We start from the raw sequence: 14,774 nt of genomic DNA, 5'->3' as shown, positions 1-14,774 counted from the left end.
CATGCGCCGGGTGATCGTCACGCGGCCTGCCCGCGAGGCTGCGCACTGGGTACAGCAACTGGGCCAGCACGGCATCGACGCCACCGCGCTGCCACTGATTGCCATCGGCCCCTACACCGACCCCGCAGCGCAGCGAGCGTTGGCGCAGGCGCGCAAGCAGCTGGACCAATACCGTGCGCTGATGTTTGTGAGCGGCAACGCGGCGGTGTACTTTTTTGAGTCAAATTGGCCTCTAGCGCTTGATGGAAAAGCGCTAGTAGCTATTAATTTGAGAGCATGGTCACCCGGACCAGGCACGGCCCGCGCGCTGCAGCAGGCGGGGGTGCCACCCGATCGCATTGACGGGCCGGCGGCCGATGCGGCGCAGTTCGACTCCGAAGCGCTGTGGCAACAGGTGTCCGCGCAAATCAGGCCCGGCGACCGCGTGCTGATTGTTCGCGGCCAATCGAACGGGGTGCATGAAACGGCCCAGGGCTCTGGCCGGGACTGGCTCGCGCGCCAGATCGAAGCCGCTGGCGGGCAGGTGGAGTTTGTGGTGGCCTACCAACGCGGCGCGCCGCAGCTGACGGACGCCGAGGTGGCGCTCGCGCAACAGGCGGCCTGTGATGGTTCGGTCTGGCTACTGAGCAGCTCGGAGGCCGTCGCCCACCTGGCGCAGGCCCTGCCCACCGTGGACTGGGCCGCAGCGCAGGCCCTGGCCACCCATCCGCGCATCGCGCAAGCGGCCCGTGCAGCGGGCTTTGGCACCGTGCGGGAATGCCGCCCGGCACTGGAAGACGTGGTGGCCTCGATAGAATCGGCGGCATGAGTTCCGTGCCCCCTAACGACTTGCCCACCGCGACACCTGCCGCACCTGCGCCCTCGCCTGCACGATCGCCCATCCCGGCGCCGCAGGCCGCACCTGTGGCTGCAACGGCCCCAGCCAGTGGGCGCGGTGGTGTGGTGACGGTGCTGTTGACGGCAGTGGCCGTAGCGGCCTTGGCCAGCAGTGGATTGTTGTGGCAAAAACTCAGCTCGATTCAAGAACAACTGGCCCGCCAGTCCGCAGACTCGGGCGCCCTGGCCATTGAGGCCCGCAGCATGGCCCGCCAGGCCGAAGAGCTGGTGCGCGAAACGGCCGCCCGCCTGTCCGTGGCAGAAGCCCGGGTCAGCGAAGTGGCACTGCAGCGCAGCCAGCTCGAAGAACTCATGCAAAGCCTGTCGCGCTCACGCGACGAAAACCTGGTGGTCGATATTGAATCGGCCATTCGCCTGGCGCAGCAGCAGGCGCAACTCACGGGCAGCCTGGACCCTCTGGTCGCCGCCCTCAAAAGCGCCGACCAGCGCATCGAACGCGCCGCGCAGCCCCGCCTGACCCCCGTGCAACGCGCCATTGGCCGCGATCTGGACCGCCTGACCCGCGCCGCCGTGACCGACACCGCGGGCCTGCTGGCCCGGCTGGACGAACTGGTGCGTCAGGTAGACGACCTGCCGGTGCTGAACGCCGTGGCACAAGCTGCCGCCACCCGCCGTCTGGCTGCTGCCCCCGCACCGCAAAACACACCGCCCCTCAACCAGGGTGATCTGGCCTGGTGGCAGGCGGCCCTGCAACGCAGCTGGGAAGTGGTCCGCGACGAAGCCCGGGGCCTGGTGCGCGTGAGCCGCGTGGACCAGCCCGAGGCGATTTTGCTGGCGCCTGAGCAAACCTTCTTCTTGCGCGAAAACCTCAAGCTCAAGCTGCTCAATGCGCGTTTGGGCGTGCTGGCGCGCCAATACGAATCCGCCCGTGCCGACCTGGCCGCTGCTACGGCCGCGCTGAACAAATATTTTGACCCGGCATCGCGCCGCACCCAAAACGCTGCCAGCACCCTGCAAACCGCACAGGCCAGCATGAAGGCGGCCGAGTTGCCGCGCCTGGACGAAACCCTGTCGGCCCTAGCGACGGCCGCTGCGGGACGTTGACGACATGCGCGCAGCACTTTGGCTTTTGGCGTTGTTTGGCGTGGCCGTGGCCGCCGCGCTGTTTGCGGGCAACAACCAGGGCACCGTCACCCTGTACTGGCCGCCCTACCGGATTGACCTGTCGCTGAACCTGGTGGTGTTGCTGCTGGTGGGCGGGTTTGTGACCGTCTACGCGGCACTGCGCGCACTGGCTGCGCTGCTGGAGTTGCCGCACCAGGCCCGCCGCTGGCGCGTGCAGCAAAAGGAGCGCGCCATGCACGCGGCCTTGCTAGACGCTCTGACCCACATGCTGGGCGGCCGCTTCATTCGCTCGCGCAAGGCCGCCGTGGCCGCGTTGTCTCAAGAAAATGCGCTGGCCGCTGCAGGCGAGGCCGTGCCCCACGGCCGCCAGTTGCGCGCCCTGGCCCACATGATTGCGGCCGAGTCGTCCCACGCCTTGCAAGACAGCGCAACGCGTGAAAGCCACCTGCACGACGCATTGCAAGAAGCCCCGCTGCGCGGCACCGTGAACGAACAGGAACTGCGCGAAGGCGCCCAGATGCGCGCCGCCCGCTGGTCGCTGGACGACCGCGATGCCAGCGCCGCGCTGGAACGCCTGGCCGCCCTGCCCCAAGGCGCTGCCCGGCGCACGCTGGCCCTGCGCATCAAGCTCAAGGCCACCCGGCTGGCGCGGCAGACCCAGGACGCGCTGGACACCGCGCGCCTGCTGGGCAAACACCGCGCGTTTTCGGCCACTGCCGCGCAAAGCATCGTGCGCGGCCTGGCCACCGAACTCATCAACAGTGCCCACGACACCGCCCAGTTGCAGCAGATCTGGATGTCGCTGGAGCCCGCCGAACGCAGCATGCCCGAGTTGGCCATCCATGCCGCGCAGCGGCTGGCCACCCTGGGGGGCGAGGCCACACAAGTGCGCGCCTGGCTGCTGCCTGTGTGGGATCGGCTGGTGGACCTGCCCAACGCGCTGGCCGAACACCACGCCCTCAAGCTGGTGCGCGCGCTCGAAGCCGGTCTGGACGCCCTGGATGCCCCGTGGCTCGCCCGCATCGAAGCGGCGCAACAAGCCAACCCCCGGGACGCGCGCCTTTCCTACCTGGCTGGCATGGCCTGCCTCAAGCGGCAGCTGTGGGGCAAGGCCCAGCAGTTGCTGACCCAGGCGGCACACCAACTGGCTGATACCAACCTGCGCGCCAGCGCATGGCGGCATCTGGCCGAACTGGCAGAACAGCGCGGCGACGAAAGCGCTGCGGCCGACGCCTGGAAGAAGGCGGCCCTCGGTCGCTAAAACGCGGGCGCCCTGTCCGGGTGGCACCAACGAAAAAGCGGGAGGATCGCTGCACAATAGCGCCCCGCCCTTCCCGCCTCCCTTCGACAGCCCATGCGCCAGCGCGCATTCGATAGCGCAGCGCTTCCCGAAAATTGAGGCGACCTCTTGCTCTCCGCCACACCCACCACGCTCTGCGGAGTCCGCCGCTGCACCGCCGTGTAGCAGCCCTCGGTTGTTTTGCACAGCATTGGGGAACTTTGAGCGCTCAGGCCTTATCAATTCAGTTTTTTTGAACTGAAGCATCAATCTGTCTGAAGCCGCGTGCTGCATCGGCTTCCTACACTGCCCCAACGCTTGGCGAACCACCGCTGCGACCGAGCTTGTCGCCAAGCCCCCTCGGCCCCGGCCGTGTTTCTTGCCCTCCTGCCACCCCGTGATCCGATGACTGCTTCCTCCACCGCTGCTGTGCCCCGCCGCTACACACGCACCGCCATTGTTCTGCACTGGGTGCTGGGCCTGGCATTGATCAGCCTCTTCGGCGTCGGCATCTACATGACCGGGCTTCCTTTCTCTCCGCAGCGCCTGAAGCTGTACAACTGGCACAAATGGGCCGGGGTCACGCTCTTGGTGTTGTCGGCACTGCGGCTGATCTGGCGCGCCACCCACCGCCCGCCTGCGCTGCCCCGTGCGATAGAAGCCGCCATGCCCGCCTGGCAAAAGCTGGCACACCACGGCACCCACTTTCTGCTTTACGGGTTGTTCTTTGCGGTACCGCTGATTGGTTGGGCTTACAGCTCGGCAGCGGGGTTCCCTATCGTCTTTTTGGGTCTGTGGCAGTTGCCCGACTTTGTGCCCGTCAGCAAGGAGCTGGCCGAGGCCATCAAGCCCTGGCACCAGGTCACCGCGTTCACCATGGCGGGCCTCGTAGTGCTGCATGTGGCTGCGGCGCTCAAACACCAACTCATCGACCGCGATGGCCTCCTGTCCCGCATGTTGCCGGGCAAACGCTGAGCCTTCTGCAGTCCACCCATTTTTTAGATCCTTCTGATCCCCCTGTTTTTACGGAGCTTCCATGAACCTGTCTTCCACCCTGTCCCGCATCCTGCTGGGCGCAGCCTTGGTAGTGAGCGCCCAGGCCACCCTCGCCCAACAACAACTGGTGCCCGCGCAAAGCGAGGTGCAGTTCACCGCGCGCCAGATGGGGGTGCCACTGGAAGGCCATTTCAAGAAGTTCAGCGCCCAGGTGGCGTTTGACCCCGCCAAGCTGGCCACCAGCAAGATCAATTTCACTGTGGACACCGGCAGCGCCACCCTCGGCTCGCGCGAGACCGATGCCGAGCTGCCCAAGCCCACCTGGTTCAACGTGCCCAAGTTCCCGCAGGCGCAGTTCGAGTCTTCGGCCATCAAGGCGCTGGGCGCGGGCAAGTTTGAAGTCGCGGGCAAGCTCACCATCAAAGGCAATGCCCAAAACGTGGTGGTGCCCGTCACGCTGACCCAGAGCGGCGCCACCACCACGGCCACCGGCACCCTGCCCATCAAGCGCCTGGCGTTCAAGATCGGCGAAAACGAGTGGGCCGACACCTCGATGGTGGCCGACGACGTGACGGTCAAGTTCAAGCTCGCTCTCACCGGCGTGGGCAAGCTCTGAAACACCGAGCGTCCTCTTTTTCGCAGCACCTCCCCTTTCCCTTCCTTTCCTTGTCTTTTCTTCAGGAGTATTCACCCATGCGCAAATCCCTCGTTTCCCTGTTCGTGGTAGCCGCAGCCACAGTCATGACCGCGGGCGCAGCCCAGGCCGCCACTTACGCCATCGACCCTACGCACACCTTTGTGACGTTCGAAATCAGCCACTTTGGCGCCACCACCAACCGTGGCCGCTTCGACAAGAAACAAGGCACCGTGGAATTTGACCGCGCCGCCAAGACCGGCAAGGTGGACATCACCATCGACACCACGTCGGTCAACACCGGCACGCCCGCGTTCGACAAGCACCTGCAAAGCGCTGACCTGTTCGACGCCGCCAAGCACCCCACCATCAAGTTCGTGTCCGACAAGTTCAGCTTCACCGGCGACAAGGTCAGCGAAGTGACCGGCCAGCTGACGCTGCTGGGCAAGACCGCGCCCATCACGCTCAAGGCCACGCAGTTCAACTGCTACGACAGCCCCATGCTCAAGCGCGAAGTGTGCGGTGGCGACTTTGAAGCCACCATCGACCGCACCCAGTGGGGCATGAACTACGGCGTGGAATGGGGCTTCCAGAAGAACGTGCGCCTGGTGGTGCAGATCGAAGCCGTGAAGCAGTAATCCATATTGCTGAAACCCCAAGGCGCACCACGCCTTGCCAGGCCACCCATCGCAGCCATGCGTCGGGTGGCCTTTTTGTTGCCAGCGCCTTTCGCAAACACCCGAATAAATTAACTTAACGTAAATTGATTACGAATAGTAGAATCACAAAAATCAATGTAAGGAGACTCTGCATGAACGCCGTCCCGAAGCCCGACCTGGCCACCCTGCCCGCGCCTGCCGCCATCCAGCAGTTGCACCACTACGCCTACAAGGCACGCGACGCCGAGGAAACGCGCCAGTTCTACGAAGACATCCTGGGCCTGCCGCTGTACCACATCATCCAGAGCGACTACGTGCCCAGCACCGGCGAATACTGCCCGTACACGCACTTCTTCTTCCGTCTGAAGGACGGCTCGTTCATCGCCTTCTTCGACCTGGGCGATGACATCAAGGCCGAACCATCACCCAACACGCCTCTATGGGTCAACCACATCTCGTTCCGCGTGGACACGGTGCAAGAGCTGGAGAACACCAAGGCGCGGCTGGAAGCCTTTGGCATCGAGGTGCTGGGCGTGACCGACCACCACATCTTCAAGAGCATCTACTTCTTCGACCCCAACGGCATCCGCCTCGAACTAACGGCGCAACTGGCCAATGCAGAGGCCATGGCCAAAGACAGCACCGTGGCCCACACCCGCCTGAACGAATGGACCGCCCGCAAGGAGCAGTGGCGCAAGGAGCGCGCAGAGGGCAAGGTGGCAGATGCGCTCAAGCCGCAGCAGAACGACCGGCCGGAGTTTGCCCAGGGCTGACCGCCCTCACGCCCACGCCCGCTTCGCAGGCCTTGACCTCTCAGTCGGGCGAACAAAATATGGTCAAAATGGCCTCTAGCGCTTATCCGCAAAGCGCTAATAGCTATATATTTAATAGCAAATGATCGCCGCAGGCCACAGCCCCGTGGCAGATCAGGCCTCCAGCTGGTGCGCCCTCATGATCTGGTGCCGGTGCCAGTAGATCCCCACCGTGGCGTTGAACGCGTCCTTGTCTTTCTTCAGGCCCGGCAGTTTGATCTTGGTGGTCTTCGCGCCCATCATTCCCTTCTCGGGGTGGGTCACGACCAACGCATTGCCAAAGCTGCTTTCCTTGAATTCCAGGGCCTTCACAGCATCCCAGAACACGGTGGTGTCGTCGGCTGAGGTCTTGATGCCGTCGATGCTGACCTCCACGGTGTCCGCGCCTTTGAGCGCAAACACCACGGGCGGAAAGTACTGCAGCACCAAGGCGCGCTCCTGATCGTTGGCGGGCTCGTAGCGGTAGGCCAGGCTGCGTTCGTGGTCCTGCGCAAACTGCTGCTCGTAGTCGCTCCACAGGCGCTGCTCGATGGCGTCGGCCGTCAGGATCTCTTGCACCCAGGTGGCGGCGGGCTTGCGCACGGCGATGGCGCTGTAGTCATGCTCTTTCAGCGGCATGCCCACGTTGCGCAGCCGCTCGGGCATGGCGGGGTGCGAATCAAACGGGTGGGGCACGTTGGCCGTTTTCATGGCGTTCAAAAAATCATCGGACGCGGCGTAGGGCGTGAGGCCATAGGCCACAAAACCGGCGATGCCCAGCGAGGTGTTGTCGTGCCGGTCGTTGCGGCCAAACAGCTCGTCCTCGATCTTGTCGCGGTATTGCGCGTAGGCGGCAATTTTGACCAGCGACTGCGCAATGGCGGCGGGCGACACCAGCTTGGCCGCAATGCGGTCGGCCTTGAACTCGCGCTCGCGGCTGTCGCGCGCCAGGGCAAACTCGAAAATGGTGCGGTACAGGTCCAGCACCGGCGACACCACGGCCGACAAGCCGCCCGTGCGAATGGCGTGGCGGTAGTGGTCAAACTGAACCAGCTTGGGCCCCAGCCGCGCGCTGCTTTGGGTGTCGCCCCCGCGCAGGTGGGCCAGTTCGTGGCCAAACACGGCGTCGGCCTCGGTCTGGTCCAGCACGCGCAGCAGCGGCAGGCTGACGAACAGCGTGCGGCCGGCCAGTGTCTTGTCACCCACCGTCAGCGGCGCTTCGGTCACAAAAAAGTTGGCATCAATGCCCGCCACGATGTGCTGGGGCGGGTCTGTCTTGAGGCGCTGGGCCATGTGGCGGATGCGCTTCCAGAGCATCGGTGCATCGGCTTCGGACACCAGTTCACCCACGGCACGGCTGTCGGACTGCACGCGCTTGAAAATGCCGGCCACCGCCACAAACACGCCCGCCGCCACGGCCAGTCCCACCACGATGATGGGCTTGGGCGAATACTGGTGAAAGAAAACGGCCGTCACCCAGAACGACAACCACACGGCCATGGCGCCTTGCACCACCAGCGACGCGGCACTGGCCCAAGTGGTCAGGTGCCAGCCGGTGACAAAGCTGGCGTATTGCATCTTGCGGTCCACAAACGCCAGCGCGCCCAGGCCCAGCACGGCCACCAGCAGCACACCGCTGGCCACCAAGGCGCCCAGCGACACCGTGCGCGCCATGTTGAACTGCCATACGTCGCCATACCGCTCGCACATCGCCGCGCGATAGTCCTGCGCCTCGGGGTCGGTGCTGTTGCAGATGGTGGACGGCGGGTTGCTGCGGTAGTAGTCCTTGCGGGCCTGTTTTTCGGCCGACGGAAGGCGTTTGTCCGCGTCGATGCGCTGGCTGATGCCTTCGACAAAACGGGTGTCCTGTTCACGCTGGGCATAGCCGGCGAACACATAGGTCACGGCAGGAATGAGGAGCAGCGCAAGCAGCGCGTAGGCAAAGACCTTGGCCAGGCCCAGTTTGAGTGCAGATGGGATCGACATGGGTTCGGACGGTGTGTGGTGGCCTGGGCAACACAAACGCCAGGGATGCGCAGCGGCGGCGGCCTCTGAGCGGGGTCACACCCCCGTCTCTGTAGCGCAACGCGCTACCCGTCACTCGTATGTTTTGTGCTGTGCAAGCCGTGTTGTAAGTAGTAATCCGGCAGTCACGCATGGAACCTGGTCCGCGTTGCCGCGCCCTCCTCTCGCTCCATGGGGCGGGATTATCAGGACGCCCGCGTGCCCCGCTCGAAAATCAAGGTAACAAATAGATAGCGGTGCGCCCACCCCGGTCACTGGCTTCGGCGGTGGGTAGCTTGCCCGTTGGGCCACCAGGCCACGGCGCATCCACCGTGGCGGCACTCCCTTAAAATGCGCAGTTCACCCTCTTGTCCGTCGATGCGCCCCAGCGGCCGCCTCTACCACCGCCACACCCCATGAGCATGCCCCTGCAACAACCCGGCCTCGAAAGCCTGTCCAAGTCCTTTGAACCCGCTGCGCTGGAAGCCCACTGGGGCCCCGAATGGGAAAAGCGCGGATACGGCACCGCAGGCCACCGGGGCACGGGCGCCCCGCAGGCGGGCGAACCCGCGTTCTCCATCCAGCTCCCGCCCCCCAACGTGACCGGCACGCTGCACATGGGCCATGCGTTCAACCAGACGATCATGGACAGCCTCACGCGCTACCACCGCATGCGAGGCTTCAACACGGTGTGGGTGCCCGGCACCGACCACGCGGGCATTGCCACGCAGATCGTGGTGGAGCGCCAGTTGCAAGAGCAAGGCATCAGCCGCTACGACATGGGCCCCACCCCGCCCGAGGCGCGCAAGAACTTTGTGAGCAAGGTGTGGGAGTGGAAGGAAAAATCAGGCAACACCATCACCACGCAGATGCGCCGCATGGGCGACAGCGTGGACTGGAGCCGCGAATACTTCACCATGGACGACAAGTTGTCCAAGGTGGTCACCGACACCTTCGTGAAGCTGTACGAGCAGGGCCTGATCTACCGCGGCAAGCGCCTGGTGAACTGGGACCCGAAGCTGCAGTCCGCCGTGTCCGACCTGGAAGTGGAAAGCGAAGAGAAAGACGGCTCGCTCTGGCACATCGCCTACCCGCTGGCCGATGGCTCGGGCAGCCTCACCGTGGCCACCACCCGCCCCGAGACCATGCTGGGCGACGTGGCGCTGATGGTGCACCCCGAGGACGCGCGCTACACCCACCTGATTGGCAAAAACGTGGTGCTGCCCCTGGTGGGCCGCGAGATCCCGATCATTGCCGACGACTATGTGGACAAGGAGTTTGGTACCGGTGTGGTGAAGGTCACGCCCGCGCACGACCCGAACGACTACGCTGTGGGTCAACGTCACAAGCTGCCGATGATTTCGATCTTCACTTTGGAAGCGAAATTGAAATCGTCAGAGTTTGATGATTTCCAAGACAACAAGCGCGGTCAGCAACATCCAACAATGGGTGCTGCAACCGTTGAGTTGATTCCCCAGAAATATCAGGGGATGGACCGCTTCGTGGCGCGCAAGGTCATCGTGGCTGACCTTGAGGCCTCGGGCGCCCTGGTGGAGACCAAGAAGCACAAGCTTATGGTGCCCATTTGCACCCGCACAGGCCAAGTGGTCGAGCCCATGCTGACGGACCAATGGTTCGTGGCGATGAGCAAGGTGTCCGACCAGGAGCCCTCAGGCAAGAGCATTGCGCAGAAGGCTATCGACGCCGTGGCCACGGGCGAGGTGACCTTCGTGCCCGAGAACTGGGTGAACACCTACAACCAGTGGATGAACAACATCCAAGACTGGTGCATCAGCCGCCAATTGTGGTGGGGTCACCAAATCCCAGCTTGGTATGACGCGAATGGCAACTACTATGTTGCGCGCAATGAAGAAGAGGCCCTTCAGAAATTTGAGGCAGCTCTCGCAGATGTTGAAAACGAAGAACTAAAAAAGCAGTTTCGAGAAAGCGGGCTGCGCCGCGACGAAGACGTGCTCGATACCTGGTACTCATCGGCCCTCGTGCCCTTCAGCACCATGGGCTGGCCTGAACAAGGCGATGCGCCCACCGACGACTTCAACCTGTACCTGCCCAGCACCGTGCTGGTCACGGGCTACGACATCATCTTCTTCTGGGTCGCCCGGATGATCATGATGACCACGCACTTCACGGGCCGCGTGCCGTTCAAGCACGTGTACATCCACGGCCTGGTGCGCGACGCGCAGGGCAAGAAAATGTCCAAGTCCGAAGGCAACGTGCTCGACCCGGTGGACCTGATCGACGGCATTGCGCTGGAGCCGCTGCTGGACAAGCGCACCACCGGCCTGCGCAAGCCCGAGACCGCACCCACCGTGCGCAAGAACACGCAAAAGGAATTCCCCGAGGGCATTCCGGCCTACGGCGCCGATGCGCTGCGCTTTACCTTTGCCGCACTGGCATCGCTGGGCCGCAGCATCAACTTCGACAGCAAGCGCTGCGAGGGCTACCGCAACTTCTGCAACAAGCTCTGGAACGCCAGCCGCTTCGTGCTGATGAATTGCGAGGGCCAGGACTGCGGCCTGAAAGAGCACACCAAGGAAGAGTGCCAGCCCGGCGGCCCTGCCCACGGCTACATGGCGTTCAGCCAGGCCGACCGCTGGATCTCGTCGCTGCTGCAAAAGACCGAGGCCGAAGTGGCCAAGGGCTTTGCCGACTACCGGCTGGACAACGTGGCCAACACGATCTATGACTTTGTGTGGAACGAGTTCTGCGACTGGTACCTGGAAATAGCCAAGGTGCAGATCCAGAACGGCACCGAGGCCGAGCAGCGCGCCACACGCCGCACGCTGATCCGCACGCTCGAAGCCATCCTGCGCCTGGCCCACCCCATCATCCCGTTCATCACCGAAGCCCTGTGGCAGACGGTGGCTCCCGTGGCGGGATTGAAGGGCGCATCCATCGCCATCGCCCGCTACCCCGAGGCACAACCCAGCAAGATCGACGAGGCCGCCATTGCCCACATGGACCGCGTCAAGGCCCTGGTCGACGCCTGCCGCACGCTGCGTGGCGAGATGAACGTGTCGCCATCCACCCGCCTGCCGCTGTACACCGTGGGCGACACCGAGTTCATGCGCGGCGTGGCACCGGTGCTGCAGTCACTGGCCAAGCTGAGCGAAGTGAAGGTGTTCGACGACGAGGCCGCCTGGGCCAACGCCGCCCAGGCGGCCCCCGTGGCCGTGGTGGGCGAGGCGCGCATGTGCCTGCACATGGAGATCGACGTAGAGGCCGAGAAGGCCCGTATCTCCAAGGAAATCGCCCGCCTGGAGGGTGAATTGGCCAAGGCCAACGCCAAGCTCGGTAACGAGGCCTTCGTGGCCAAGGCGCCGCCCGCAGTGATCGACGAGGCCAAGAAGCGTATCGCCGATTTCACCGCCACGCTGGGCAGATTGCGCGATCAACTGACACGGCTGGGCTGAAGACGCCCCGATACTCGACCGAGCGGCCTGCTTTTGCAGCAGTCCACCCGGTTGATGACCCCCATTGCACTGAAGGAGCCCCATGACGACCGCCACCACCGTCCGTAAAGCCGTTTTCCCTGTTGCTGGACTGGGCACGCGCTTTTTGCCGGCCACCAAAGCCAGCCCCAAGGAAATGCTGCCCGTGGTCGACAAGCCGCTGATCCAGTACGCGGTGGAAGAGGCCTATGCAGCAGGCATTCGCCACATGATTTTTGTCACCGGCCGCAGTAAGCGTGCCATCGAAGACCACTTTGACACCGCCTACGAGCTGGAAAACGAGCTGGAAGCGGCTGGCAAGATGGAGCTGCTGAACCTGGTGCGGTCCGTACAGCCCGACGACATGGACTGCGCCTTTGTGCGCCAGCCCCGCTCGCTGGGCCTGGGCCACGCCGTGTTGTGCGCCGAGCCACTGGTGGGCAATGAGCCTTTTGCCGTGCTGCTGGCCGACGACCTCATGGTGGGCCCTACCGGCGGTGAGCCGGTGCTGGCCCAGATGGCAGCCGCGTTTCGCCAGCAAGGCCGCTCGGTCATTGCAGTACAGGAAGTGCCTGAAGACCAGGTCCACAAATACGGCATCGTGGCGGGTGACTCCGCAGGCGGTCCGCTGATCCGCATTGAACGCATTGTGGAAAAGCCCAAGGCCGCTGACGCGCCGTCGCGCATGGGTGTGGCGGGCCGCTACATCCTCACGCCCGGCGTGTTTGAAGAAATCCGCAACCAGCCGCGTGGCGTGGGTGGCGAGATCCAGCTGACCGACGGCATCGCCCGCCTGATGAACCACGAAGCGGTCTACGCCTTTCAGTACGAAGGCAAACGCTACGACTGCGGCAGCAAAGAAGGTTTTTTGGAAGCGACGGTGGAACTGGCCTTGCAGCACCCGCAAGTGGGCAAGTACTTCCGTGAATACCTGAAGACGTTGGCGCTGTAACTCTCAGCCCTTCCAAACGATTCTCTTTTAATAGCTGCCAGCGCTTATCCAGTAAGCGCTAGCAGCTATTTTTGCTTATATATTCATGCTGCAGATTTACCGCTGACCGTTCGGGCTGAGCCTGTCGAAGCCAGGGCGCTTTTTCCATCAGCCTTGGAGCCGCTCAGCGCGACGGACTGTCTCAAACAGTCGCCTGATCAGCAGTTTTTATGACTACCTGCGGCGCAGGATGTGAATGAATTCCTCACCCACCGTCTGCTGCTCCACCAGCTCGTTGCCCGTCTGCTTGGCAAACGCCTGAAAGTCCCGCAGCGAGCCGCCATCGGTGGCCACCACCTTCAGCAGCTGGCCGCTGGCCATGTCTGACAACGCCTTCTTGGCCTTGAGGATGGGCAAGGGGCAATTCAGACCCCGGGTGTCGATTTCTTTGTGGATATCCATGGTGTTGTTTCCTCAGTCCTTGGGCAGTTGCGGTTGCGGGTCGTCCAACCCGCGTCGGCGCTCTGCATTTTCTTCGGCGGTAAAAAACACCGGTTCGTGCCCCCGGGTGCGCAGCCAGTCGGCCAGCGCGTAGCCCGTGCCTGCGGGCCAGCATTTCAGGTCTGGCAGATCGTACAGCCGGTAGTCCACCAGCTCGGGCGACAAGCGCACGTCGCCCTCGGCCACCACGTGGTAGGCGATGATGATCTGGTTCATCCGCAAGAATTCGTATGCTCCCACCAGCGTGGTGGCCGTCACGTCGAGGTTGGTTTCTTCTTTCACCTCGCGGGCAATGCCCTCTTGCGGCGACTCGCCCGCCTCCATAAAGCCGGTGATCAGCGCAAACATCTTGCCCGGCCAGGCCGCATTGCGGGCCAGCAGCACCTTGCCCCCCACCTCCACAATCGCGGCCAGCACGGGCGTGGGGTTGTTCCAGTGCGTGAAGCCGCAGGCGGGGCAGCGCAGCCGCTCCTTATCGCCGCCGTCTTCGGCCAGGGTAATGGGCTGCAGGGCGGTACCGCAGTGAGAACAATGGCGGATTTCGTAGTGCATAGATTAAATACTATTATTTTTATAGCTACCAGCGCTTATACATCAAGCGCTAGAGGCCAATTTCATTCAAATTTTTGCGCCAAGCCCGGGTTGCATCGCATCACGCCGGGAACACGCCGGTAGACAAATACCGGTCGCCCCGATCGCACACGATGAACACAACGGTGGCATTGCTGTCGCGGGCCGCAATCTGCTGCGCCACCCAGCAGGCGCCAGCCGCCGAAATGCCCGCAAAAATGCCTTCTTCGCGCGCCAGGCGGCGGCACATTTCTTCGGCGTTGTCCTGGCTGACGTACACGAGCTCGTCCACCGTGCTCGCGTCGTAAATCTTGGGCAAATATTCTTGCGGCCATTTGCGGATGCCCGGAATGCGCGAACCCTCTTCGGGCTGCGCACCAATGACCTGGATCGCCGGGTTCTTTTCTTTGAGGAACCGCGACACCCCCGTGATGGTGCCCGTGGTGCCCATCGCGCTCACAAAATGCGTGATCCGCCCGCCAGTTTGCTCCCAGATCTCGGGGCCCGTGGTTTCGTAGTGGATGCGCGGGTTGTCCTGATTGGCAAACTGGTCCAGCACCTTGCCCTCACCCCGCTTTTGCATCGCCTCGGCCAGGTCGCGCGCATGCTCCATGCCGCCGCTCTTGGGGGTGAGCACCAGTTCGGCACCAAAGGCCTTCATGGTCTGCGCTCGCTCGATGGACAAATCTTCGGGCATCACCAGCACCATGCGGTAGCCCTTGATGGCCGCCGCCATCGCCAGCGCAATGCCCGTGTTGCCCGACGTGGCCTCAATCAACGTGTCGCCGGGCCGGATGTCGCCCCGCTCTTCGGCCCGGCGGATCATCGACAGCGCAGGCCGGTCCTTCACCGAGCCCGCCGGGTTGTTGCCCTCCAGCTTGCCCAAAACCACATTGCCACGCGCGGCGTTGTCCTTGGCCCCACTGCGCTGCAACGCGACCAGAGGGGTGTTCCCCACAGCATCTTCAATCGTCGGATATTTCATGCGCCCTACT

General features: G+C 63.7%; 13 protein-coding genes. 9 read left to right on the top strand and 4 right to left on the bottom strand.

The features are described from left to right. Window position 1: 1 nt before the first annotated feature. The 7 genes from ACK41V_RS17220 to ACK41V_RS17190 all read left to right on the top strand — a co-directional run bounded on the left by ACK41V_RS17220 (window position 2) and on the right by ACK41V_RS17190 (window position 6,303). Window positions 2–808 carry a uroporphyrinogen-III synthase gene (locus tag ACK41V_RS17220; protein WP_409784043.1) on the top strand — a complete coding sequence of 269 codons (807 nt, stop codon included), beginning with the start codon at window positions 2–4 and terminating at the stop codon, window positions 806–808. Next, window positions 805–1,941, top strand: a complete 1,137-nt coding sequence (locus ACK41V_RS17215; RefSeq protein WP_409784041.1) for a uroporphyrinogen-III C-methyltransferase — start codon at window positions 805–807, stop codon at window positions 1,939–1,941. The genes ACK41V_RS17220 and ACK41V_RS17215 overlap by 4 nt, the downstream gene beginning before the upstream one ends. A 4-nt stretch (window positions 1,942–1,945) precedes the next feature. Beyond that, window positions 1,946–3,223 (top strand): heme biosynthesis protein HemY, encoded by a 1,278-nt coding sequence (locus ACK41V_RS17210; RefSeq protein ID WP_409784039.1) that lies wholly within the window; start codon window positions 1,946–1,948, stop codon window positions 3,221–3,223. A gap of 423 nt (window positions 3,224–3,646) precedes the next feature. After that, window positions 3,647–4,216 (top strand): cytochrome b, encoded by a 570-nt coding sequence (locus tag ACK41V_RS17205; RefSeq protein ID WP_409784037.1) that lies wholly within the window; start codon window positions 3,647–3,649, stop codon window positions 4,214–4,216. A 61-nt stretch (window positions 4,217–4,277) separates the two neighbouring features. Then, window positions 4,278–4,853, top strand: a complete 576-nt coding sequence (locus tag ACK41V_RS17200) for a YceI family protein (protein WP_409784035.1) — start codon at window positions 4,278–4,280, stop codon at window positions 4,851–4,853. A gap of 77 nt (window positions 4,854–4,930) precedes the next feature. Next, the gene (locus ACK41V_RS17195; protein ID WP_409784033.1) at window positions 4,931–5,509 is read left to right on the top strand and encodes a YceI family protein; all 579 of its coding nucleotides are present in this window, start codon (window positions 4,931–4,933) and stop codon (window positions 5,507–5,509) included. A 173-nt stretch (window positions 5,510–5,682) separates the two neighbouring features. Further along, window positions 5,683–6,303, top strand: coding sequence for a VOC family protein (locus ACK41V_RS17190; protein ID WP_409784031.1), 621 nt, complete (start codon window positions 5,683–5,685; stop codon window positions 6,301–6,303). Between the two features lie 153 nt (window positions 6,304–6,456). Here ACK41V_RS17190 and ACK41V_RS17185 read toward each other — a convergent pair whose 3' ends face one another. Next, the gene (locus tag ACK41V_RS17185) at window positions 6,457–8,307 is read right to left on the bottom strand and encodes a M48 family metalloprotease (RefSeq protein WP_409784029.1); all 1,851 of its coding nucleotides are present in this window, start codon (window positions 8,305–8,307) and stop codon (window positions 6,457–6,459) included. Between the two features lie 434 nt (window positions 8,308–8,741). Here ACK41V_RS17185 and ACK41V_RS17180 point away from each other — a divergent pair, with 434 nt between their 5' ends. Together ACK41V_RS17180 and galU are read left to right on the top strand one after the other, a co-directional pair. Further along, window positions 8,742–11,759 (top strand): valine--tRNA ligase, encoded by a 3,018-nt coding sequence (locus tag ACK41V_RS17180; RefSeq protein WP_409784028.1) that lies wholly within the window; start codon window positions 8,742–8,744, stop codon window positions 11,757–11,759. An 82-nt stretch (window positions 11,760–11,841) separates the two neighbouring features. Beyond that, window positions 11,842–12,729 (top strand): UTP--glucose-1-phosphate uridylyltransferase GalU, encoded by an 888-nt coding sequence (gene galU, locus ACK41V_RS17175; protein WP_409784026.1) that lies wholly within the window; start codon window positions 11,842–11,844, stop codon window positions 12,727–12,729. 213 nt (window positions 12,730–12,942) lie between these two features. Here the strand turns inward: galU and ACK41V_RS17170 are convergent, their stop codons facing one another. The 3 genes from ACK41V_RS17170 to cysM all read right to left on the bottom strand — a co-directional run bounded on the left by ACK41V_RS17170 (window position 12,943) and on the right by cysM (window position 14,764). After that, the gene (locus ACK41V_RS17170; protein WP_063462001.1) at window positions 12,943–13,170 is read right to left on the bottom strand and encodes a sulfurtransferase TusA family protein; all 228 of its coding nucleotides are present in this window, start codon (window positions 13,168–13,170) and stop codon (window positions 12,943–12,945) included. Between the two features lie 12 nt (window positions 13,171–13,182). Further along, window positions 13,183–13,761 (bottom strand): NUDIX domain-containing protein, encoded by a 579-nt coding sequence (locus tag ACK41V_RS17165; protein ID WP_409784024.1) that lies wholly within the window; start codon window positions 13,759–13,761, stop codon window positions 13,183–13,185. A gap of 100 nt (window positions 13,762–13,861) precedes the next feature. Then, window positions 13,862–14,764 carry a cysteine synthase CysM gene (gene cysM / locus ACK41V_RS17160; protein WP_409784068.1) on the bottom strand — a complete coding sequence of 301 codons (903 nt, stop codon included), beginning with the start codon at window positions 14,762–14,764 and terminating at the stop codon, window positions 13,862–13,864. Window positions 14,765–14,774: the final 10 nt, after the last annotated feature.

Source organism: Acidovorax sp. (genome assembly GCF_046291265.1).
Classification (GTDB): Bacteria; Pseudomonadota; Gammaproteobacteria; order Burkholderiales; family Burkholderiaceae_C; genus Acidovorax.
The sequence above is the reverse complement of the archived record's forward strand: the minus strand, read 5'-3'. Positions and strand labels throughout refer to the sequence as shown.